Below are 21,605 nucleotides of genomic sequence, written 5' to 3'. Positions count from 1 at the left end.
ATGTCCGCCGGTTGTTTCCCGAACCATAGGGTTTGATTGGCCGGATCTCAATCGATGGATGTCGAGCCCTGGGATCAGCGAATATAGGCCTCGGTGGCATAGCGACGCATCATGCGATGGCTGTTGAAGTAGCTGGCGTTCTTGCTGATCGCGCCGCGCATCAGAGCGATCCAGCCAGCATCGCCGCCGTCATGGAACAGCGGCAACACGGTTCGTTCGAGCTTGTCGTAGAGCGCACGGGCATCGCCGTCGCTGGTGTCCGCATGATCGCCGATGGCCCATCCGGTGACGCCTTCGATACACCCTTCGATCCACCAGCCGTCGAGGATGCTGAGTGACGGCACGCCGTTGAAGGCGGCCTTCATGCCGCTCGTTCCAGAAGCCTCCAGCGGGCGCAGCGGTGTGTTGAGCCAGATGTCGGCACCCGCGGTCAGCAACCGGGCCGTATCCAGATCGTATTCCGGGAGATAGGCGATTGGCAGCGTATCGGCCAGGGTCCGGGCATGGCGATGCAATTGCTCGATGAGTCGTTTGCCCCCTTCATCATGCGGGTGTGCCTTGCCCGCCAGGACGATCTGGAAGGGATAGCGGTGTGCAATGGCTTTCAGGCGTTCGATGTCGGTGAAGAGCAGGTCGGGCCGCTTGTATGCGGTCATGCGCCGGGCGAATCCGATCACCGGCTGTTGGGCATCCAAGGCCACGCCGGTTCGCTGTTGCACGTGTTCGATCAGCGCTCGCTTGGCGTCGCTATGGGCGTTCCAGATGCCGTCATCGGGCAGGGAGCAATCGGCGCGCACCAGCCGCTCCGGCTCGTGACACCAGCCCGGCAGATAGCGGTCATAAAGCTTCCGGAAGGATTCGGCTGTCCACGTGAAGGGATGTACACCGTTGGTGATGGCATGAATGTGATAGCTGGGGAACATGCGCTGCGAAACCTCGGCGTGCCGCTCGGCCACGCCGTTCACATACTCGCTGAGATTGAGCGCCAGACGGGTCATGTTGAGATTGTCCTCACCCGCCAGATGCTTGAGCGTGGCCTCGTCGATGGGATGGTTGAGCACCTGCCGAACCAGGTCATAGGTGAAGCGGTCGTGACCCGCTTCCACCGGGGTATGGGTGGTGAAGTTGCACTGCTCGCGCACCCGCGGCAGATCGTAGGGCGATTCGCCCGGACGCAGGCCTTCTGGCGGATAACTGTAGCGGCGCAGCAGTTCCAACCCCAGCAGAGCCGAGTGACCTTCGTTCATGTGATACTGGCGAATATCTCTAAATCCAAGCGCCTGCAGCATCCGAACCCCGCCGATACCCAGGACGATTTCCTGCTTGAGCCGGTAACGTTCGTCCCCGCCGTAGAGAAAATGGGTGATGGCGCGATTTTCCGGACTGTTTTCCGCAAGATCGGTGTCGAGCAGCAACACCGGTTGGCGCCCACCCATGTGGCCTTCGAGGACATACAGCCAGGCGCCGATCCAGACCGGTTGACTGTCGATCGACACGGCAATCTTGGCGTCGAGCGGTCGGGCGAATGCCGCCGGGTTCCAGGACGCCGGCTGCTCGACCTGCCGGCCCTGCGCATCGAGTTCCTGCCGGAAATAGCCTTCTCGGCTGATCAGGCTTACGGCCACCAAAGGCAGTGTCAGATCCGCTGCTGCGCGGACCGTGTCCCCCGCAAGCACGCCCAGGCCACCGGCATAGGTGGGGATTTCGTTGCGCAGCGCGATTTCCATGGAGAAATAGGCCACGCGGGGTTCATGGAGGAATTCATCGAGCATGGCCATGCTCCTGCCTGGATGCGCTCACCGAAGTCACACCATAGCGTCCGTTCGGCAGGCCCGCCAACCGGCCGGCTGAAACGCCTGCCCTTGTGCGGTCAGTCATCGGGTCACCTCGGGCAGCGCGCATTCGACCGGTCTGGGTCGGGCGGCTTTCGCCACCAGCGGGTCGAGCTGACTGACCTGACTGTGGCGTTGTGCCCGCGTTTGCCGGGTATGGCGACGACGGGCCACGAGCCAATCATGCAGCCATTCCCCGGAGGCTTCGCCGCCTTCCAGCCGCTGCAGCAGCAACGCGATGTCCTCGAGCGCACCCCCCAGGGCGCGCGCACGGCGAATGAAGCAAACGGTCGAGGCCGGCCGGCTTCGGAGAAACGTCGATCCCGATTGTCCGGATTGCGTGCCGCCTTGAGCAGGCCGATGCGCGTGGCGTAGCGCACGACATCATCGGTCGTCTGGATCAGGCGAGTCCGGTCGGGGACTTTCATGAAGATTTCTCCTGAGCGGATGGAAGCTCCCGGATCGATCCGGGAGGGTCGCAAGAAAGACGCCCTGACAAACGCAACGCGCCGTCATCAAATAGACCGGGAGAGGTCGCGTGGCGTGGCGCCGATCATGCGTCGATGGCAGGGTATCGTCTGATTGGCGTGCCCAAGCCCGAGGCCCATGGCAGACTTCCAAGTGCGGCGGTTCGGCGCTCGTCGGTAGCAGCGATGGCGCTCAGTTTGCAGATCCGGACCACGCATGAAGCGATACGGCGCAGTAATCCCGACGTCCCGGCGCGGCTGTTGGCGCATGGATCCGGTCGCCTGGATCGGCCTGGGCGAATCGGCCGTGGTCGTTTCGATGCGGCCCCATGGCAGGCAGCGGGTATGATCGGCGGGCAACAGATTTGCCAAGCCGTCAATATCCAGGCGCGCAGCCACAGGCCCGCGTTACCCAGTGTCGGCGGCACTGTGCCCCGCATTGTCGGGCGGTTGCAGCATGGTCGGGTGGTCCGATGATATCCAGCACGGGGCCGGCGAGCGACCCGGCGGCGATGGATCGGGAGCTGGACTTTGAATCGTCATGAGCGATCCCGGTCGCATCATCGGCGCGCCCGATCAGAACCAGATCCGCACACCCGTGACCAGCGTCGACTCGCGGACGGCCTCACCGCCCTCGCGCGCCAGATCTGCGGTGCCAGCGAGCTTGCGGGTCCAGGACCAGCCGACGTAGGGGGCGAACTGCCGATCGATTTCATAGCGCAGGCGCAGGCCCGCCGTGGCGCTGGTGAGTCCGGCACCGAGATCGAACGCGTGATCCTCCCGAGCCGCGGCGCTGAGTTCGATGCGCGGCTGTAGGATCAGGCGCTGAGTGATCAGGAGCTCCGATTCGGCTTCCAGGCGTCCGGTCAGGAGGCCTTGTTCATCCAACCGCGCCGTGGCATCGATCTCGAGGCGGTAAGGCAAGAGGCCGTGCAGCGCAATGACGGCGGCAAGCCGCTCCGGGTCGTCGTCCATGCCTGCGTGACGCTGATAGCCGACCCCGCCTAGAAGATCCCAGTACGGTGCAATCAGTCGGCCGTAATAGACGTCGAGTCGACCGATCTCGGTTTGGTGGTCCCGCGTGCGATGGTGCCCTTCGCTTTCCAGCCACAGACGCCGATGGTCACCGCCGACCCAACCCAGCACATCCCAGGCCAAGGCCGCCTCATCGGCATCGCCGGCACGGTACTCGAATTGATCGAGGAGCAGGCGGTGGTAAATCGCATCGTCCTCGATGGGCGCTGGCCAAGCTCCTGCCTGCGTCGTCGGGTCGGCATCGGCGGCCGCGACGGCTTGAGCCGTGAAGCCGAGCGTCGCGGCCAGTCCGAGCAGAATCCGGCGCCCTGATTGCACACCCATGCCGCCTCCCTCAGCCGACCCGCACGACACGGAACATGCCCAGATCCATGTGATAGAGCAGATGACAGTGAAAAGCCCAGTCCCCCGATGCGTCGGCGGAGATCAGCGCCGAAAGCCGTTCGGCCGGCTTGACGCTGATGGTGTGCTTGCGTGGGATGTGAGGTCCATGGCCGTTTTCGAGTTCCATCCACATGCCGTGCAGATGGATCGGGTGCTCCATCATGGTGTCGTTGACCAGGATTAGACGCAGCCGCTCGCCGTGGCGGAAGTGGATCGGTTCCGGGGCGTCGGAATACTTGCGGCCATCGAAGGACCACAGATAGCGCGACATGTGGCCGGTCAAATGCAGTTCGAGCTCGCGGGCCGGCGGACGCGCGTCGAAATCATGAGCAAGCCGCCTGAGGTCGGTGTAAACCAGCACGCGATGGTTCACGTCGGCTAGGCCGGTGCCCGGTTCGGCCAGCCGGTTGCGCTGCACCTCGGCAATGCTGGCATTACCCGGACCGTGGGTGTCGGGGCCATGGTGGGCCACGATCGGCCCCGGCTCGCTTCGGGGCAGTGGCGCTCCGCTGGCAGCCGCTTCGTGATGGACGTGGGGCGCTGCGCCGGAGACCGGCTCGCCGTGCGCCTCGGGTGAATGGGGGGGCACCCCATGGTGGCCGGCCGGTCGCTGCGTTTCCTCAGCGGCGACACCGTGGTCCATCCCATGCCCCGCGTGCGGGGCCATGCCCATGTCGATCATGGTGCGGCGTGGCGGTGCGCGCAGGGCCGGCAGCTCGGCGCGCAATCCCGGGCGCGGGCTCAGAAAGCCGCAGGCGTAGCCGCTGCGGTCCATGGACTCGGCGAACAGCGCGTAGGCTCGATCCTCGGTCGGTGTCACGACGACATCATAGGTTTCGGCCACGGCGATCTGCAGTTCGTCCACCGTCACCGGCGCCACGTTCTGGCCGTCCGCCTGGACCACGGTCATGCGCAGACCGGGGATGCGCATGTTGAAGTAGCTCATGCTGGCGGCGTTGATGATGCGCAGCCGCACGCGCTCGCCCGGCGTGAACCGGCCTTCCCACGGCGCATCGTATGCCTGCCCGTTCAGCAGGTAGGTGTAGCTGTGGCTGGTGATGTCGGCGATGTCGCTCGGGTTCATGCGCATCGCCGCCCAGTCGAGCCTGTTGCGCACGGCAGCGCGCCAAGTGCTTTGCCGGGCTTCGTCGACCAGACTCATCAGCGTCGGTTTCTGGAAATTGTCGGCATCGCTCTGCTGTTTGAGCTGCGCCATCATGTGATGCGGATCGGTGTGCAGCCAGTCCGACAGGATCACGACATGTTCGCGTTCAAAGGCGACCGGGTCGGGCCCGGCAGGGTCGATGATGAGCGCGCCATAGTGTCCGCGCTGCTCCTGCATGCCGCTGTGGCTGTGATACCAGTAGGTGCCGTGCTGGCGAATGGGAAACCGGTAGGTGAAAGTCGCGCCGGGACGGATTCCCGCGAAGCTCACCCCCGGCACGCCATCCATGCCGGCTGGCAGCAGCAGGCCGTGCCAGTGGATGGAGGTCTCCTGATCCAGACGATTGTGGACCCGCGCCACGAAATCCTGACCTTCGCGCAGCCGGATCAAGGGCCCCGGCACCTGCCCATTGAGGGCCACGGCGGTGCTGCGGCGCTCGGCGATCCGGAGCGGCCATTGCGCAATGGTCAGTTCGAGCGGATCGTCCGGGGTTCCGTTTCCGAGCGAAGACATCGAAGCGGCGCGCAACGCCTGCCACGGTGCGAGCCCCATGGCCAAGCCCAGGGCACCCCCCCATTGCAGAAGCTCTCGCCGCGACAGCCGCCCGGTCCGGTTTTTCACGTGCCTACTCCGTTCACGATGCCAATCGGACGATAGCCTAAAGCAGCGCGCAAGGCACAGCTCAAAGGGTGTCCCGGGTCATCGGCAGTTTGCCACTAGAGCTCGGCGAAATGGGGTCATTGGGCTGCCGGTGAGGTTTGGCATTGCAGGGGGCGGGTTCGGTAGAGTGGGACTGGACAGTCACCGATCGCGCCACCATGCGCGGGGAGGTTGCAACATGGCCCATGAGCATCATCACGCCAATGACGCCAGTGGTATGGCGCGTGATCCGGTTTGCGGTATGACCGTCCGCGACCCGGAGCACGCCCCGGAGCGTCATCATGAAGGTCGACGCTATGTTTTCTGCTCAACGCGCTGTGCGGACAAATTCGCGGCCGAGCCGGCGCGCTATCTCGACCGCACGGCCGAATCGGCCAGGCAAGCCGCGCCGGGTTCCTACGTCTGCCCCATGTGCCCGGATGTGAAGACGGACCAACCGGGATCATGCCCCAAATGCGGGATGGCCCTGGAGCGAGAAACGCCGGCCGCGCCCGCTACGGCGACACAGTGGACCTGTCCCATGCACCCGGAGATCGTTCGGGACGAACCGGGTGATTGTCCCATCTGCGGAATGGCGCTGGAGCCCCGTACCGTGACGTTAGCGGATGACGATAATCCCGAACTGCGCGACATGATGCGCCGGTTCTGGGTGAGCGTGGTGCTTTCGGTGCCGGTGTTCATCGTCGCCATGGGCGAGATGGTCCCCGGGTTCGCTGCGCTGCTCGCACGGCTGGGTTCACCCGGCTTCTGGGACGGGTTCGAGCTGGCGCTGACCACGCCGGTGGTGGCCTGGGCCGGCTCGTTTTTCTTCACCCGGGCCTATCGCTCCCTGGTCAATCGCAGCCTGAACATGTTCACCCTGATTGCGCTGGGGGTCGGCGTGGCCTATGGCTACAGTGTGGTGGCGACGCTGTTTCCGGATCTCTTCCCGGCCGCGTTTCGGGACCACGGCGGGCGTGTGGCAGTCTACTTCGAAGCCGCTGCGGTGATTACCACATTGGTGATCATCGGTCAGGTGTTGGAACTGCGGGCGCGCAGCCGAACCGGGGCGGCCATCCGGGCCCTGCTGGGGCTGGCCCCCAAGACTGCGCGGCGCATCGGATCCGATGGCACTGAGCAGGACGTGCCGCTGGATCAGATTCAACCCGGGGATCGCCTGCGGGTCCGGCCGGGCGAGAAGATTCCGGTGGACGGTCAGGTGCTGGAAGGGCAAAGCGCGGTGGATGAATCGATGATCACCGGCGAGCCCATCCCGGTGGAAAAAGCGGCGGGCGATGCCGTGATTGGCGCCACCGTGAACGGGACCGGCGCGCTGGTGATGGCGGCCGAGCGGGTGGGCGCGGATACCCTGCTTTCCCAGATCGTGCAGATGGTGGCCGATGCCCAGCGCAGCCGTGCACCGATCCAGAAACTGGCCGACACCGTGGCGGCGTACTTCGTGCCGACCGTGGTGGCCGTTGCGGTCGCCACATTCGTGATCTGGGGCCTCTGGGGCCCGGAACCCCGACTGGCCCACGCCTTGATCAACGCCGTGGCGGTGCTGATCATCGCCTGTCCGTGCGCGTTGGGTCTGGCGACGCCGATTTCCATCATGGTGGCCACCGGCCGTGGTGCCGGAACCGGGGTGCTGTTCAAGAACGCCGAGGCCATCGAGGTGCTGCGCGAGATCGATACGCTGGTGGTGGACAAGACCGGCACCTTGACCGAGGGCCATCCCGAACTGGTGACGGTCGAGGCGACCGGCGATGTGGACGAACCGGAACTGCTTCGCCTTGCCGCCGGCCTGGAACAGGGCAGCGAGCATCCCCTGGCGGCGGCCATTGTGCGGGGCGCCGAGGCGCGCGGGGTTCGGCCCGGGAAGGCGGAACACTTCGAGTCGGTGACCGGCCAGGGAGTCCGCGGCCGGATTGACGGGCGTGAGGTGGCGCTCGGCAACGCCGCGTTGATGGAAACGCTGGCGGTGGATTTCTCGGCCCATCGCGTCCGCGCCGAATCCTTGCGGAGTGCCGGACAGACCGTCATGTGGGTGGCGGTGGACGGACGCTGCGCCGGTTTGGTGGGGGTGGCCGATCCGGTGAAGGAAACCACCGCTGAAGCCCTGTCGGCCTTGCACCGCGAAGGACTGCGAATCGTCATGATGACGGGGGACAACGAAGCCACGGCCCGCGCCGTGGCCGAACCGCTCGGCATCGACGAGGTGATTGCCGGCGTCATGCCCGATGAGAAAGCCGCCAAGGTGCGCGAGCTGCAGTCTCAAGGCCGCAAGGTGGCCATGGCCGGCGATGGCATCAACGACGCTCCCGCTCTGGCGCAGGCCCATGTGGGCATTGCCATGGGTACCGGCACGGATGTGGCCATGGAAAGCGCCGGGGTCACGCTGGTGAAGGGCGATCTGACCGGGATCGTCCGGGCCCGGCGGCTATCTCAGGCGACGCTGCGCAACATTCGCCAGAACTTATTTTTCGCCTTCGTTTACAACAGCCTGGGGGTTCCCATCGCGGCTGGCCTGTTGTACCCGTTTTTCGGCTTGTTGCTCTCGCCCATGCTCGCAGCCGCGGCGATGAGCCTCTCTTCCGTCTCCGTCATCACCAACGCATTGCGGCTCAACCGGGTTGCTTTGCACGGCAAGCCCGGATGATCGGTCAGACGTGGCGGGCGCTAGCCGTTTCCCGACGAACCGGGAGCGGCCCGGCGCAGATCGGCGAGCCGGCGCAGCGTCAGCGTCCGTGCGAATTCCTGGCTGTAACGGATGTGTTCGCTCATCAGCTCGCGCGCGGCACTCAGATTGCGAGCCAGAAGCAGCTCGGCGATGCGGTGATGTTCCGTGTAGGTCACATCGATCCGCTCCCGGTCCGTGAAATCCAGTCGGCGGATGATGTGGATGCGGGCATTCACATCCTGGAGCAAGCCGGCCAGCACACGGTTTCCAGAGCCTTGGGCCAGCGTAATGTGAAAGCTTTCGTCGCGCTGAGCCATCGCATCGACCGAGACCGGTGCCTTGTCCGACTGGCCCGGGTCCCAGTCACGGGCGAGAGACTCCAGCGCTGATCGAGGCATGTGCGCCTGGGCCAACTCGAGGGCCAGCGACTCGAGCGCAATGCGGACCTGATAAAGCTGATCGATTTCCTCGATGTCGAGTTCCCGCACGAAACAGCCCTGCTTCGGCCTGATCGTGACGAATCCTTCTGCTGCCAGACGCTGCAGCGCTTCCCGGATCGGCGTTCGGCTCACCCCGAAATCCTCCGCCAGCTCCGTTTCGGTGACGCGTGTCCCCGGATACAGCGTAAATCCGAGGATGCGATCCTTGAGCTCGCTGTAGACGGCATGGGCTGACGGACGATTCGGCATGGGGGGCTGAAATCCCGGTATACGACTTGGCATTCATCATGGCATATCACGCGCGTTTGTGCAGACCTGCCCGCACTATCGCGGATCACCATTTGCGCGAAGTTGGGGCAGGATGACGGGCCTGCCCGACCGGTCGCCGGCAATTCGAGCGGAATGCGGCGAATCATGGCGCATTTCGGTGTGCGGCATACTTTGTGCTCGTTATTGCATGCAACGTGGGATACCAAAGGGGGTGGCCCACTCTACTCAGGGGACTGGATCATGCATGCAGCCTGTCGCTATCCCGCCATCACCGCGCTCAGCGGCGTCGGTGTTCTGACGATCTTCACCGGTGCTGCCTACGCCGGCTCGGCGACTTTCGCCACGACCAACATCCAGTATCTCCACGGCACACGGTACGCAGACTTCGACCCGGAGGGGGGCTTCTCCGAAGACGATGAGGCCGGGATCATCACGGTCGAGCACTTCAATACCTGGAAGTACGGCGACAACTTCTTTTTCGTCGATATCACCAACCCCTTCGGTAAAGGCGACGGTTTCGGGACCACCGCAGAGACGAGCGCGGCCTACTACGCCGAACTGTCGCCGCGACTGTCGCTCGGCAACATCTTCGCCGGGCATGAACTGTCGGCGGGCATCGTGAAGGACATCCTCTTCACGGCCACGCTCGAAATTCCCGAGTCCCCGGTGGAACAGACGCTGCTGTATGGGCTGGCAGTGGATCTCAAGCTTCCCGGCCTGCAGTTCTTCCAGTTCAACTGGTACATCCGCGATAGCCAGGACTCGGCCATTGATTCCGGCCAGCAGATCACGCTCGTATGGGGTGCGCCGTTCAAGCTCGGGCCGGTCCCCATGGTCTTCGAGGGTTTCTTCGACTACGCCTGGGGCGAAGACCCGCTGGAGGACAACATCATCAGCGCCCCGCGCCTGTTGGTCGATGTCGGTGCGTTGACGGAACTGGGCGAGAACAAATTGCAGGTCGGTGTCGAGTATCAGATCTGGCGCAACAAGTTCGGCATCGACGGCATGGATGAAGATGTGCCTCAGGTGATGGTGAAATGGATCTGGTAAGGAGGACGCCCCCTTCCGAGGATCACGACGATGAACCGCTCCCGGATCTTTCGGCTCTGCAGCGGTCGCTCGCGAACGGCACGACAGCGCAGGCGGTGGCCGGGCAGCTCATCGCGCGGCGCCGGGCGGTCACCGCGGACGGCATCTGGATCACCGAAGTTCCGGACGCAGTCCTGCGCGACCGCGCCGCCGCGCTCGACGCCCTGCCGCCAGCGGCGCGTGGTGCATTGCACGGCGTGCCCTTCGCGGTCAAGGACAACCTCGACGTCGCCGGCCTGCCGACCACCGCCGCCTGTCCCGATTTCGCCTATGTACCGGCGCATACAGCGCCCGCCGTGCAGCGCCTGCTGGAGGCCGGTGCGATGCTGGTCGGCAAGACCAATATGGACCAGTTTGCGACCGGCCTGTCCGGCACGCGCACCCCTTTCGGTGCGCCGGTCAATGCCTTCGATGCCCGCTACATCTGCGGCGGGTCGAGCTCCGGCTCAGCGTTGGCTCTCGCGCACGGCCTGGTGAGCTTTTCTTTGGGCACCGACACCGCGGGCTCGGGCCGAGTGCCCGCCGCGCTCGGCAATCTCGTCGGCCTCAAACCGAGCCGCGGCCGCGTCAGCAGCCGTGGCGTGCTGCCGGCCTGTCGCTCGCTCGATTGCGTGTCGGTATTCGCGCTGACCTGCGCCGACGCGGCGGCGGTGCTGGATGTCATTGCCGGCTTCGATGCCGAGGACCCGTTCGCGCGCGCGGACTGGCCGGGGGTGCTGGCGAGCCGTGCCGTGTTCCGCTTCGGCGTGCCGCAATCCGATCAGCTCGACTTCGACGGTGATGCAGCCGGTGCCGAGGCCTTCGCGCGTACCGTCGCGGCGTTCGAAGCGCTCGGCGGCACGGCCGTGCCGGTCGACTACACCCCATTTCGCAAAGCCGCGCGCCTGCTCTACGAGGGGCCGTGGTTGACGGAGCGCCGGCTCGCCATCGGCGATTTTCTGGACCGTCGGCCGGACGCGGTGCTGCCGGTGGTGCGCGACATCATCCTGGGTGCCGATCGCTTCATGGCCGCCGACGCCTTCGCCGCCGACTATCAGCTGCGCGCGCTGCGCCGCATGGTCGAACCGCTGTGGGGCGACATCGACTGCTTACTAACGCCGACCATTCCCGCCGTCTACGCGCGCGCGGCGGTGCTGGCCGACCCGGTGGCGCTCAATACCCGCCTCGGCCACTACACCAACCACATGAATCTGCTGGATCTGTGCGCCGTGGCGGTGCCGGCGGGTTTCCTGCCGTCCGGCCTGCCGTTCGGCGTGACCGTTCAGGCACCGGCCGGGCACGACGGGGTATTGCTTGCACTGGCGGACCGTCTGCACCGGGCGCTCAACAGCACCACCGGCGCCACCGGCCTGGCGCTGGCCGACATGCCCGCGTATGCCGCGGACAACCAGTCCGCGACACTCGAGCTCGCCGTCTGCGGGGGCCACATGCAGGGCCTGGCGCTGAACCATGAACTCACCGAGCGCGGTGCGCGTTTCCTCGAACGCACCCGCACCGTGCCCGGCTATCGCCTGTACGCGCTGGCCGGCTTCGATCCGCCACGCCCGGGCATGGTGCGCGATGCGACCGGCGCCGCCATCGAGCTCGAAGTCTGGTGCCTGCCGCTTGCCGAGGTCGGTGCCTTTCTCGCCGGCGTGCCGGCGCCGCTCGCCATCGGCACCATCGCACTCGAGGGCGGCCGCGCTGTGAAGGGATTCCTGTGCGAACCCGCTTCGATCGCCGGCGCTACCGACATCACGATCCACGGCGGCTGGCGGGCGTGGCTCGCCGGGCGCTGAGCACGTGCACGGTCCTTGCTGCATGCGTTTCGGGCCGCCATCCCTGTCGTTTTCCCGGAGGTCAACGTGAATTCCATCCACCTCGATGCCAATCCCTACCCCTGGCCTTACGACGGCGATCTCAAGCCCGCCAACACGGCCCTGATCATCATCGACATGCAGACCGACTTCTGCGGCCCGGGCGGCTATGTCGACACCATGGGCTACGACCTCTCGCTGACGCGCGCGCCGATCGAGCCCATCCGCTCGGTGCTCAACGCCTTTCGCACCGGCGGCTACCACGTCATTCACACCCGCGAGGGTCATCGGCCGGATCTGGCCGACCTGCCGGCCAACAAGCGCTGGCGTTCGCAACGCATTGGGGCGGGGATCGGCGATGCTGGCCCTTGCGGGCGGATTCTGGTGCGCGGCGAGCCGGGCTGGGAGATTATTCCGGAACTCAGACCCCTGCCCGGCGAACCCGTCATCGACAAGCCCGGCAAGGGCAGCTTCTGCGCCACGGACCTCGACCTCCTGCTGCACACGCGCGGCATCCGCAATCTCGTGCTGACCGGCATCACGACCGACGTGTGTGTGCACACGACGATGCGCGAAGCCAATGACCGCGGCTTCGAATGCCTCATTCTGGCCGACTGCTGCGGCGCCACCGACCACGGCAACCATCTGGCAGCGCTCAAGATGGTGACCATGCAGGGCGGCGTGTTCGGCGCCGTGGCGACGTCCGGCGCGCTGATGGAGGCAATCGCTTGAGCGACGGAGGGGATTTCCAACGACGTGCGCTCCCGCTGCTGTCGCTGGCCGCGGGTTTCGATGCCGGGGCGTGGTCGTGGCAGCCGTTTCGCGAGGGCATCGAGCAGGTGCCGTTGCATGAAGCCACTCCGAGCGGCTTGCGCGCGGCCTTGCTGCGCTATGCGGCCGGTGCCCGCGTCCCGGCCCATGAGCACGTCGGCTACGAGTACATCCTGGTTCTCGAGGGCGCACAGGAAGATGAGCGCGGCTGCTATCCGGCCGGCACTCTGCTGGTCAACCCGCCGGGTTCACGCCATGCCGTGCGCAGTGCCGGGGGCTGCGTCGTGCTGGCCATCTGGGAACGGCCCGTGCGCTTTGTTTAAGGCAGATGCGCCACGATGGCGCAGCCTGCGAACGACGGTCCAGGACGGTGCGCGGCCAGCACTGAACCACTCCGGCCATCCAGTAAGTCACGGCATATTTTTTCCAATCCTTTCAGTTTGTTGGCTGTTGACGTCCCCGCCGGTCCGTAAGCGACGGAATCGGTATGCGGATTGCATTGTATGCAATGATGTATGAATAAACCGGAGGGCGAACCCCATGTCCTTGCTGGATACCGAACCGCTTCGTCTGGAGGTCTCTTCGACTGCGCTGATCATCATCGACATGCAGCGCGATTTCCTTGAACCCGGGGGGTTCGGCGCGATGTTGGGCAACGATGTCTCGCTGCTGCGAAGCGCAATCGGGCCCTGACAAGCGCTGCTGGCGGCTGCACGCGCGGCCGGCCTGTTGATCATCCACACCCGCGAGGGTCACCGCCCGGACCTCTCGGACGCGCCGCCCTCCAAGCTGGCCCGTGGCGGTGGGCCCAAGCGCATCGGCGATCCCGGACCCATGGGTCGCATCCTGATCCGCGGCGAGCCGGGCCACGGCATCGTTCCCGAACTGGCCCCTGCGCCGCGCGAACCGGTCCTCGACAAGCCGGGTAAGGGCGCCTTCTACCAGACCGATCTGGCCCTGATTCTTGCCAACGCGGGCATCCGTACTCTCCTGGTTGCCGGTGTGACGACCGAGGTGTGCGTACACACCACGGTGCGCGAGGCGAACGACCGGGGTTTCGAGTGCCTGGTGGTGAGCGATGCCGTGGGGTCCTACTTCCCTGAATTTCACCGGGTCGCGCTGGCCATGATCACTGCCCAGGGCGGCATCTTCGGCTGGGTGTCCGACTCGGCACGGGTGTGCAGCGCACTCACCCGCGTGGCCGCCTGAACTCGCTCCTTCAACCCTTCTCAGAGGTTTCCCGCATGAACGGCACGGCTGCAAAAATCTGGTCGCCCGGCGACTGGAATGCGTTTTTTGGCTTCGGCACCAATATCCTGGTCAACCTGCTCACGCTGACTGCGCTGCTGCGCTACGTCCTGAAGCTGCCGGACGACATCGTGTTCGGGCGCATCCTGCCCGCCACCGGGCTGATGCTATTCCTGTCCACGGGCTACTACGCCTGGCTGGCTTTTCAGCTTGCCAAGAAAGAAGGCCGGGACACGGTGTGCGCGCTGCCATCGGGCATCAGCGTGCCGCACATGTTCGTGGTGGTGTTCGTGATCATGCTGCCCATTGCCGCCATGGCCGGCGATCCCATCAAGGGCTGGGAGGCGGGGCTGACCTGGGTGTTCATCCAGAGCTTCGTGCTCATGCTGGGCGGCTTCGTCGCGCCGTACATCAAGAAGATCACCCCGCGCGCCGCATTGCTCGGGGCGCTGGCGGGTGTCTCCATCGCTTTCATCGCCATGCGGCCGGCGCTCGAGATGTACATGGACCCGGTTATCGGGCTGGTCTGCTTCGTGATTCTGCTGGCGAGCTGGTTCGGGGGCGTACGCTACTGGCGCGGCGTTCCGGCGGGGCTGGTCGCCATCGGTGTCGGTTCGCTGCTCGCCTGGGGTGGGCTCGCTTTGGGCTTCAGCTTCGGCGGCATGAGCCTCGACAAGCTCGGTGCGTCCTTCGCAGGCTTCGGCTTCTCGGTGCCGCTGCCGGCGGTGGGCCACGTGTTCGGCGGTTTCGAGTACCTGGGCGTGATCCTGGTCACGGCCATTCCGTTCGGCATCTACGACCTCGTCGAGGCCATGGACAATGTGGAGAGCGCCGAGGCCGGCGGTGATCATTTTCCGACCACGCGCGTGATCACCGTCGATGGCGTGGTGAGCCTGATCGGCTGCCTGCTCGGCAATCCTTTCATCAACGCCGTCTACATCGGCCATCCGGGCTGGAAGGCGATCGGCGGCCGGATCGGCTACTCGGCCGCAACGGGCGTGATGGTGCTGATCCTGTCCTGGTTCGGCATCGTCGCGGTGCTGATGGCGCTGATCCCGGTGGTGGCCATCTCGCCCATCCTGCTCTACATCGGCATGCTGATCGGCGCCCAAGCCTTTCAGGAGGTGCCGAAGAGCCATGCCCCGGCGGTCGTGCTGGCCCTGATTCCCCAGGTCGCCGGTTGGGGCAAGCTGATGATCGACAATGCGCTGGGCGCCGCCGGCACGAATGCCGCAGCGGTCGGTCTCGACAAGCTGGCCGGCAGCGGTGTGCTCTATCACGGCCTCGAACTGCTCGGCAGCGGCGCCATCCTGACCAGTCTCATCCTGGCTGCGGTGGCGGCCTGCATCATCGATCGGGCCTATCAACGTGCTGCCGGCTTCGCGCTGGCCGGCGCGGTCATGACCTTCATGGGTTTCATGCATAGTGAATCGATCGGTTTGGGTCACAATCCCGCCACCGCCCTGGCTTATCTGACGATGGCCGCGGGTCTCTACGGTTATGCCCGGGTCGCTGTTCCGGCATCCGACCTGTCGTTGGCAGCCCAACCGCAATTGCGGAGCTCGGTGTAGATTGCGATTTCCTCATCCGGAGCGCCTCTCGTGGCGCTCATGACGTTTGTGGGCTCCTGTCCCGGCTTCGGCCGGGATTTTTTTGTGCCGATGTGGCCGCTGCCGGCAGTTTCGGCTATAAGGCGGGAAGGCTCAGTTGCAACCGGAGGAATGCATGATCCGGCTCTATCAGTTCCCCCCGGCCTACGGGCTATCCAGCGCCAGTCCTTTCTGCATGAAGGTGGAAACGTGGCTGCGCATGACCGGGCTGGCTTATCACCCACTGCTGGGCGATCCGCGCAAGGCGCCGAAGGGCAAGTTGCCCTATATCGAAGATGGCGATCTGAAGCTTGGGGATTCGCAGCTGATCCTGGATTATCTGCGCGCGCAATACAACGTTGATCCGGATGCCGGATTGGGGGCGCCGCAACGAGCCCTTTCGATGACCATCACGCGCATGCTCGAAGAACATTTCTACTGGGTCATGCTCCATGGTCGATGGATCGACCCGCAGGGCTGGGCCGTCACCCGCGAGGTGTTCTTCGGCGCATTGCCGCGGCCGCTGCGCGAGGTGGTTCCGCGTCTGGTTCGGCGCCAGCTGGGACGCGATCTGCGTGGCCAGGGGATCGGCCGGCATGAGTCACCCGAGATCGAGGCCATGGGCGCGGAGGATATGGATGCCCTGGCGGTCCTGCTCGGGTCCCGGCCGTTCCTGCTTGGCGATCAGGCGCACTCGGTCGACGCGGTGGCTCATGCCTTTCTGGCGGGGACACTGGCCTTTCCGGTGGATTCGCTCATCAAGGAAACCGTGGCGAGTCACGCCAATCTGGTTGCGTTCGTCGAGCGCATGAACGCGCACTTCTATCCCACCATTGAACCGGTCCCATGAGTCCGGACTGCGCCGCGGCGCCGTTCATTCACCCCGATCGGGTGCGGCGGCTGAACGATCGGCCGTGGCAGCCGAACGGTCCCGTGCTCTACTGGATGCAGCAGGCGCAGCGCGCGCGGGACAATCCGGCCCTCCTGTTCGCCTGTGGCCAGGCACATCGTCTGGGGGTGCCGGTGGTGGTGGCCTTTGGACTGATGCGGGACTACCCCGGCGCTGCGCTGCGGCATTTTCGGTTCATGCTTGAAGGCTTGGCCGAGACCGAGCGGGAGTTGGCGCGGTTCGGCATTCCGCTGCTGCTGCGCTGGGGTGAACCGACATCGGTGATTCTGGAATTGTCGCCTGATGTGGCAGGCATCGTTTGCGATCGCGCCTATCTGCCGCCGCTGGCGACGTGGCGCCAGATGGTGGCCGAGCAGTCTCCCTGCGTCGTGTGGCAGGTGGAGACCGACGTCGTGGTGCCGGCGGATCTGGTCAGCCAGCGGCTCGAGGTTGCGGCACGAACCATGCGTCCGCGCATCCTGCGCCAGATCAACGAGCACCTGCAGATGGACGACGCCAAGCCGTATCAGACCGCAAGCCCGCCGGCGCTGGCCGGGGAGTCGCTGCATGATCTCGACCGGCTGGGCGACGGACTCACCGTGGATCGAACGCCGGGTCCGGTCACGCGTTTTTTCCCGGGTGGATCGCAGGCCGCTGAGCAGGCGCTCGATCGGTTCGTCTGCTGCGGATTGATGGGGTACGCCGCCCGCCGCCGACATCCGGAGGATGAGGCGGTCTCGCGGCTTTCGCCTTATCTGCAATATGGCCAGATCGCCGTTCAGCGAGTGGCCCGGCAGGTTACTGAGACAGCCGGGGTGGATCCGGCGGACCGCGACGCGTTTCTCGATGAATTGATCGTGCGCCGGGAGTTGGCCCACAACTACACGCTGCATCATCCGGCCTGGGATCGCTATGCGGGGCTTCCCGCCTGGGCGCGGGCAACACTCGAAGCGCATGCGGGGGATCCGCGTCCCTATTGCTATGACCTGGCGACGCTGGAAGCGGCCGCCACGCATGACCCGTACTGGAACGCAGCCATGACCGAGGCCCGCCTGACCGGCTACATGCACAATCATCTGCGCATGTACTGGGGAAAGAAGATCCTGGAATGGTCGCCGGACCCTGAAACCGCGTTCGCCCGGTGCCTTGAGCTCAACAACCGCTATTTCCTCGACGGACTGTCGCCGAACAGCCATGCCAACGTCGGGTGGATCTTCGGTCTGCACGATCGGCCCTGGCCCGAGCGTCCGATTTTCGGGACGGTCCGTTATATGAACGCGGCCGGATTGGAGCGCAAGGTCGACATCGCGGCCTACGTGCAACAGGTCAAGGAAATCGACGGCGGTGACATCAAAACGTCACATAAGTGACATAAAGTTTGGTGGTTGCTCTCTCTCTCCCTGCTTATAGTGCATCGCGCGTGTCCCGGCAGACCGTTTGCGCCTGTGTTGGCGCGGACAGCCGCGGAGACTCTTCGCAAGGCTCGCCATGGGTCCAATCAGCGAAATTTGATGCAAGAGGAAATTTCATGCAAAAGAAGATCGGCTACCTCACTTTAACCGCGGCAGCCATGCTGGCTGCGCCTCTGGCGGCTCAGGCGCGGGATTACATCAGTATCGTCGGCTCCTCGACGGTCTATCCGTTCACCACCGTCGTGGCGGAACAATTCGGCAAGAGCGGGCAGTTCAAGACGCCGAAAGTCGAGTCCACGGGCACCGGCGGCGGTTTCAAACTGTTTTGTTCGGGCGTGGGCGTGGAAACTCCCGACATTTCCAACGCTTCCCGAGCCATCAAGTCCTCCGAGAAAGAGACCTGCGCCAGCAATGGTGTGAAGGAGATCGTCGAAGTCAAGGTCGGCTATGACGGTATCGTGCTGGCGCACAGCAAAGACGCCAAGCCGATGGAGCTGGAGCTCAAGCAGCTCTTCCTGGCTTTGGCCAAGGACGTGCCCGATCCCAAGGGCGGCGACAAGCTGGTTCCTAACCCGTACACGATGTGGAGCGACATCGACCGCAGCCTGCCCAAGCAGAAGATCGAAGTGTTGGGCCCTCCGCCCACTTCCGGCACACGTGATGCCCTCGTCGAACTGGGCATGGAAGCGGGATGCAAAAAGTTTCCCAGCCTCAAGGCGTTGAAAGAGAAAGATGGTGACGCCTTCAAGGCGGCCTGCCATACCATGCGTGAAGATGGCGCGTTCATCGAGGCCGGTGAGAACGACAACCTGATCGTCCAGAAGCTGACTGCCAACAAGGATGCCTATGGCATCTTCGGCTACAGCTTCCTGGAGGAAAATCTGGCGAGCGTGAAGCCGACGGTGATCGAAGGATCGCGACCCACCTACGACTCCATTTCCAGTGGCGATTATCCGCTGTCGCGTCCGCTGTTCTTCTACGTGAAGAAGGCGCATGTGGGCGTGATTCCAGGCTTGGCCGAATTCGTTGCCGAGTTCACCAGCGAGAAAGCCTGGGGTCCCGAAGGCTATCTTGCCGACCGTGGCCTGATCGCGCTGCCGGATGACGAGCGCAGCAAGGCAGCCCAGTCGGCCAAGAAAATGGCCCCGATGAAGTAATGATGTCTCTGGGGAGGTCGGGGTTTCTCGGCCTCCCTACTTTTTGCGGAATGGTGCCATGAATCCGCTGATACTGTTGATCCTGCTGATCCTCCTGAGCCTGATGGCTTTTCAAATGGGGCGACGGCGCGCATTCAAGCTGGTGGATGGCCAGTTGCGCAGCCTGCATTCCCTTCCGGTTTACTACGGGCTCTATGCGTCGCTCTGGAGTGCGGTTCCGGCCATGCTGCTCCTGATCGCCTGGACGGCATTTGACGGCTCGATTATCTCCAATATGGTCGTCGCTCAGCTTCCCGAGGCCTTGCACCAAGGCGAGCCCGGGCGAATCAATCTGCTGCTCAATGACATCCGCAACGTCCGGATGGGACTGATTTCCACAGAAACGGCGGATCCGGCTGTGGTCGCTGCGGCGCAGTACTGGGATCGACTTCAGTTTCTGGCGCATGCAGCATTGGCGGTTGTGGTCTTGGTACTCGCGATGCTGGGCGCCGTGTTTACCCTGACACGGATCCATCCGCAGCAACGTGCACGCAACGCGGTCGAGCGATTGGTTCAGGTGATGATGCTGGTGGCCGCGAGCGTGGCCATCTTGACCACGCTCGGCATCGTATTGTCGGTGCTGTTCGAATCCATCCGATTTTTCCGTCTCGTGCCCATCACCGAGTTTTTGTTCGGTATCCGCTGGAGCCCTCAGATGGCGATGCGTCCCGATCAAGTCGGTTCGTCAGGGGCTTTCGGGGCGATCCCGGTTTTCGTGGGGACCATGCTGATTTCGCTGATTGCGATGCTGGTGGCGGTCCCCATTGGCTTGTTTTCAGCGATCTATCTATCTGAATATGCACGCCCTTCGGTGCGCTCGGTCGCCAAGCCGCTGCTTGAAGTGCTTGCAGGGGTGCCCACCGTTGTCTATGGGGTGTTTGCGGTTCTGGTGGTGGCGCCGGCCATCCGTTCCTGGGGGCTCGCCATTGGGCTTGATGTCGCTTCCGAAAGCGCGCTGGCCGCTGGGATGGTCATGGGTGTCATGATCATTCCGTTCGTATCGTCTCTTTCCGATGATGTGATCAATGCCGTCCCGCAGTCCTTGCGTGATGGGGCTTATGCCTTGGGCGCGACGCCTTCCGAGACGATCCGCAAGGTCGTATTGCCGGCGGCGCTTCCGGGGATCGTCGGCAGCATCATGCTGGCGATCTCGCGCGCCATCGGCGAGACCATGATCGTGGTCATGGCCGCAGGACTGGCTGCCAATCTAACGTTCAATCCATTGGAGTCGGTTACGACCGTCACCGTGCAGATCGTGACGTTGCTGACCGGCGATCAGGAATTCGATAGTCCCAAGACCCTGGCGGCGTTTGCCTTGGGTCTGGTGCTGTTCCTGGCGACGCTGCTGCTCAATGTGATCGCACTGCGCGTGGTCAACAAGTATCGGGAGCAATATGAGTAACGAATCCCAAACACTGTTGCGGCCCGTTGACCTGATCAACCAGGGGCTCGGCAGACGTCGCGCCGCGGAGCGCCGATTCCGTGTCTACGGCATGCTGGCCATCCTTCTGGCATTGATCTTTCTGGCGCTGCTGTTCGTCAGTATCGTCAGCAAGGGCTACACCGCATTCTGGCAGACCGAGCTGAGCCTGGAAGTCACCTTCGATCCGGCTCAGTTGGATGTCGCCGACAGCGGCGATCCCCAGCAGGTCATGGCCGCTAACTACGGGGCCGTTCTCAAATCGGCGATTCGCGACCTGTTTCCCGATGTTCAAGGCCGGGGAGAACGTCGTCAGCTGTACAGCCTGATCAGCGATGGGGCCGACGACGTGTTGCGCAAGCGCCTGCTGGCTGATCCGGGTCTGTTGGGACAGACGGTTCGCTTGTGGGTGCCTGCAGGAAGCGACATCGATATGGTCATGAAAGGGCATATCGATCGCACATTGCCCGAAAGCGAGCGGCAAATCACCGACCAGCAGCTGGCCTGGATGGACACCTTGCTCCAGCAGCAGCGGCTCCAACAGCATTTCAACTGGAACTTCCTCACCACCGGCGATTCGCGCTCTCCCGAGCGGGCTGGCATCTGGGGCGCCGTGGTCGGATCGTTCATGACGCTCGCGGTGACGATGCTGCTGTCCTTCCCGCTGGGCGTGGCAGCGGCGATCTATCTTGAGGAATTCGCGCCCAAGAACCGTCTGACGGGGATCATCGAGGTCAATATCAACAATCTCGCAGCGGTGCCGTCCATCGTGTTCGGTCTGCTGGGTCTGGCCGTCTTCATCAACTTCTTTGGCCTGCCGCGCTCAGCACCGCTGGTCGGGGGTCTGGTCCTCACGCTGATGACGCTTCCGACCGTGATCATCGCCAGTCGCGCCGCGCTGAAATCGGTGCCGCCCTCGATTCGCGAAGCGGCGCTGGGCGTTGGCGCCTCGCCGCTGCAAACGGTCACCAACCATGTCTTGCCGCTGGCCATGCCCGGCATGCTGACGGGCATGATCATCGGGATGGCCCGGGCACTGGGTGAAACAGCTCCCTTGCTGATGATCGGCATGGTGGCCTTCATCGTCGACGTTCCCAAAGGCGTGTTCGATCCTGCAACCGCTTTGCCCGTTCAGATTTTTCTTTGGGCTGACAGCCCTGAAATGGGATTCACCGAACGCACCTCGGCCGCCATTATCGTGCTGCTGGCGTTTCTGTTGAGTATGAATGCCTTGGCAGTGATCCTGAGGCGACGGTTCGAGCGCCGCTGGTGATAGACTACGC

At 64.3% G+C, this 21,605-nt stretch carries 19 protein-coding genes; 14 read left to right on the top strand and 5 right to left on the bottom strand.

The genetic code is table 11. The annotated features are described in order from the left end of the window. Positions 1-74: 74 nt before the first annotated feature. Positions 75-1,772: an alpha-glucan family phosphorylase gene (glgP, locus tag E4680_RS05350; RefSeq protein WP_135281359.1), complete on the bottom strand. Its 1,698-nt coding sequence runs from the start codon at positions 1,770-1,772 to the stop codon at positions 75-77. 102 nt (positions 1,773-1,874) lie between these two features. After that, entirely contained in the window at positions 1,875-2,066 is a 192-nt protein-coding gene (locus tag E4680_RS05345) for a hypothetical protein (protein ID WP_135281358.1), read from the bottom strand. A 329-nt stretch (positions 2,067-2,395) separates the two neighbouring features. Here E4680_RS05345 and E4680_RS05340 point away from each other — a divergent pair, with 329 nt between their 5' ends. Beyond that, positions 2,396-2,776, top strand: a complete 381-nt coding sequence (locus tag E4680_RS05340; protein WP_135281357.1) for a hypothetical protein — start codon at positions 2,396-2,398, stop codon at positions 2,774-2,776. Between the two features lie 99 nt (positions 2,777-2,875). Here E4680_RS05340 and E4680_RS05335 read toward each other — a convergent pair whose 3' ends face one another. Next, positions 2,876-3,658 carry a copper resistance protein B gene (locus tag E4680_RS05335; RefSeq protein WP_135281356.1) on the bottom strand — a complete coding sequence of 261 codons (783 nt, stop codon included), beginning with the start codon at positions 3,656-3,658 and terminating at the stop codon, positions 2,876-2,878. 10 nt (positions 3,659-3,668) lie between these two features. Further along, positions 3,669-5,504 (bottom strand): copper resistance system multicopper oxidase, encoded by a 1,836-nt coding sequence (locus tag E4680_RS05330; RefSeq protein WP_135281355.1) that lies wholly within the window; start codon positions 5,502-5,504, stop codon positions 3,669-3,671. Between the two features lie 217 nt (positions 5,505-5,721). Here E4680_RS05330 and E4680_RS05325 point away from each other — a divergent pair, with 217 nt between their 5' ends. Next, complete coding sequence (locus E4680_RS05325; RefSeq protein WP_240696130.1) at positions 5,722-8,181, top strand: heavy metal translocating P-type ATPase; 2,460 nt, start codon at positions 5,722-5,724, stop codon at positions 8,179-8,181. 20 nt (positions 8,182-8,201) lie between these two features. Here the strand turns inward: E4680_RS05325 and E4680_RS05320 are convergent, their stop codons facing one another. Continuing rightward, complete coding sequence (locus E4680_RS05320; protein WP_135281354.1) at positions 8,202-8,891, bottom strand: GntR family transcriptional regulator; 690 nt, start codon at positions 8,889-8,891, stop codon at positions 8,202-8,204. Between the two features lie 261 nt (positions 8,892-9,152). Here E4680_RS05320 and E4680_RS05315 point away from each other — a divergent pair, with 261 nt between their 5' ends. From E4680_RS05315 to pstA, 12 genes are all read left to right on the top strand, one after another. Next, positions 9,153-9,962: an outer membrane protein OmpK gene (locus E4680_RS05315; protein ID WP_167792395.1), complete on the top strand. Its 810-nt coding sequence runs from the start codon at positions 9,153-9,155 to the stop codon at positions 9,960-9,962. Next, complete coding sequence (gene atzF / locus E4680_RS05310) at positions 9,950-11,779, top strand: allophanate hydrolase (protein ID WP_135281352.1); 1,830 nt, start codon at positions 9,950-9,952, stop codon at positions 11,777-11,779. The genes E4680_RS05315 and atzF overlap by 13 nt, the downstream gene beginning before the upstream one ends. 66 nt (positions 11,780-11,845) lie before the next feature. Further along, the gene (biuH, locus tag E4680_RS05305; protein ID WP_135281351.1) at positions 11,846-12,529 is read left to right on the top strand and encodes a biuret amidohydrolase; all 684 of its coding nucleotides are present in this window, start codon (positions 11,846-11,848) and stop codon (positions 12,527-12,529) included. Beyond that, positions 12,526-12,891, top strand: a complete 366-nt coding sequence (locus tag E4680_RS05300; protein WP_205688764.1) for a cupin domain-containing protein — start codon at positions 12,526-12,528, stop codon at positions 12,889-12,891. The genes biuH and E4680_RS05300 overlap by 4 nt, the downstream gene beginning before the upstream one ends. A 217-nt stretch (positions 12,892-13,108) precedes the next feature. Beyond that, entirely contained in the window at positions 13,109-13,261 is a 153-nt protein-coding gene (locus E4680_RS14275) for a hypothetical protein (RefSeq protein ID WP_205688763.1), read from the top strand. Between the two features lie 6 nt (positions 13,262-13,267). After that, positions 13,268-13,777, top strand: a complete 510-nt coding sequence (locus tag E4680_RS05295; RefSeq protein ID WP_320410113.1) for a cysteine hydrolase family protein — start codon at positions 13,268-13,270, stop codon at positions 13,775-13,777. 35 nt (positions 13,778-13,812) lie between these two features. After that, on the top strand, positions 13,813-15,387 hold the full coding sequence (locus E4680_RS05290; protein ID WP_135281350.1) for a regulator: 1,575 nt from the start codon (positions 13,813-13,815) through the stop codon (positions 15,385-15,387). A 154-nt stretch (positions 15,388-15,541) separates the two neighbouring features. Continuing rightward, entirely contained in the window at positions 15,542-16,255 is a 714-nt protein-coding gene (locus E4680_RS05285) for a glutathione S-transferase family protein (RefSeq protein ID WP_135281349.1), read from the top strand. Then, positions 16,252-17,664 carry a deoxyribodipyrimidine photo-lyase gene (locus tag E4680_RS05280; RefSeq protein ID WP_135281348.1) on the top strand — a complete coding sequence of 471 codons (1,413 nt, stop codon included), beginning with the start codon at positions 16,252-16,254 and terminating at the stop codon, positions 17,662-17,664. Before E4680_RS05285 ends, E4680_RS05280 begins: the two co-directional genes overlap by 4 nt. Before the next feature lie 158 nt (positions 17,665-17,822). Further along, a complete protein-coding gene (locus tag E4680_RS05275; protein WP_135281347.1) occupies positions 17,823-18,863 on the top strand; it encodes a PstS family phosphate ABC transporter substrate-binding protein in 1,041 nt (346 codons plus the stop codon). 58 nt (positions 18,864-18,921) lie between these two features. Beyond that, positions 18,922-20,304: a phosphate ABC transporter permease subunit PstC gene (gene pstC, locus E4680_RS05270; RefSeq protein WP_135281346.1), complete on the top strand. Its 1,383-nt coding sequence runs from the start codon at positions 18,922-18,924 to the stop codon at positions 20,302-20,304. Then, positions 20,297-21,595, top strand: coding sequence for a phosphate ABC transporter permease PstA (pstA, locus tag E4680_RS05265; RefSeq protein ID WP_135281345.1), 1,299 nt, complete (start codon positions 20,297-20,299; stop codon positions 21,593-21,595). Before pstC ends, pstA begins: the two co-directional genes overlap by 8 nt. Positions 21,596-21,605: the final 10 nt, after the last annotated feature.

The organism is Candidatus Macondimonas diazotrophica, from assembly GCF_004684205.1.
Classification (GTDB): domain Bacteria; phylum Pseudomonadota; class Gammaproteobacteria; order UBA5335; family UBA5335; genus Macondimonas; species Macondimonas diazotrophica.
This window is presented reverse-complemented; position numbering and strand designations above follow the sequence as displayed.

What these genes read in the sequence shown, in the direction of transcription:
- glgP (WP_135281359.1), bottom strand. Translation starts at nt 1,772, where the DNA reads ATGCTCGATGAATTCCTCCATGAACCCCGCGTGGCCTATTTCTCCATG.
- E4680_RS05340 (WP_135281357.1), top strand. Translation starts at nt 2,396, where the DNA reads ATGGCAGGGTATCGTCTGATTGGCGTGCCCAAGCCCGAGGCCCATGGC.
- E4680_RS05335 (WP_135281356.1), bottom strand. Translation starts at nt 3,658, where the DNA reads ATGGGTGTGCAATCAGGGCGCCGGATTCTGCTCGGACTGGCCGCGACG.
- E4680_RS05325 (WP_240696130.1), top strand. Translation starts at nt 5,722, where the DNA reads ATGGCCCATGAGCATCATCACGCCAATGACGCCAGTGGTATGGCGCGT.
- E4680_RS05320 (WP_135281354.1), bottom strand. Translation starts at nt 8,891, where the DNA reads ATGCCGAATCGTCCGTCAGCCCATGCCGTCTACAGCGAGCTCAAGGAT.
- E4680_RS05315 (WP_167792395.1), top strand. Translation starts at nt 9,153, where the DNA reads ATGCATGCAGCCTGTCGCTATCCCGCCATCACCGCGCTCAGCGGCGTC.
- atzF (WP_135281352.1), top strand. Translation starts at nt 9,950, where the DNA reads ATGGATCTGGTAAGGAGGACGCCCCCTTCCGAGGATCACGACGATGAA.
- E4680_RS14275 (WP_205688763.1), top strand. Translation starts at nt 13,109, where the DNA reads ATGTCCTTGCTGGATACCGAACCGCTTCGTCTGGAGGTCTCTTCGACT.
- E4680_RS05290 (WP_135281350.1), top strand. Translation starts at nt 13,813, where the DNA reads ATGAACGGCACGGCTGCAAAAATCTGGTCGCCCGGCGACTGGAATGCG.
- E4680_RS05285 (WP_135281349.1), top strand. Translation starts at nt 15,542, where the DNA reads ATGATCCGGCTCTATCAGTTCCCCCCGGCCTACGGGCTATCCAGCGCC.
- E4680_RS05280 (WP_135281348.1), top strand. Translation starts at nt 16,252, where the DNA reads ATGAGTCCGGACTGCGCCGCGGCGCCGTTCATTCACCCCGATCGGGTG.
- E4680_RS05275 (WP_135281347.1), top strand. Translation starts at nt 17,823, where the DNA reads ATGCAAAAGAAGATCGGCTACCTCACTTTAACCGCGGCAGCCATGCTG.
- pstC (WP_135281346.1), top strand. Translation starts at nt 18,922, where the DNA reads ATGAATCCGCTGATACTGTTGATCCTGCTGATCCTCCTGAGCCTGATG.
- pstA (WP_135281345.1), top strand. Translation starts at nt 20,297, where the DNA reads ATGAGTAACGAATCCCAAACACTGTTGCGGCCCGTTGACCTGATCAAC.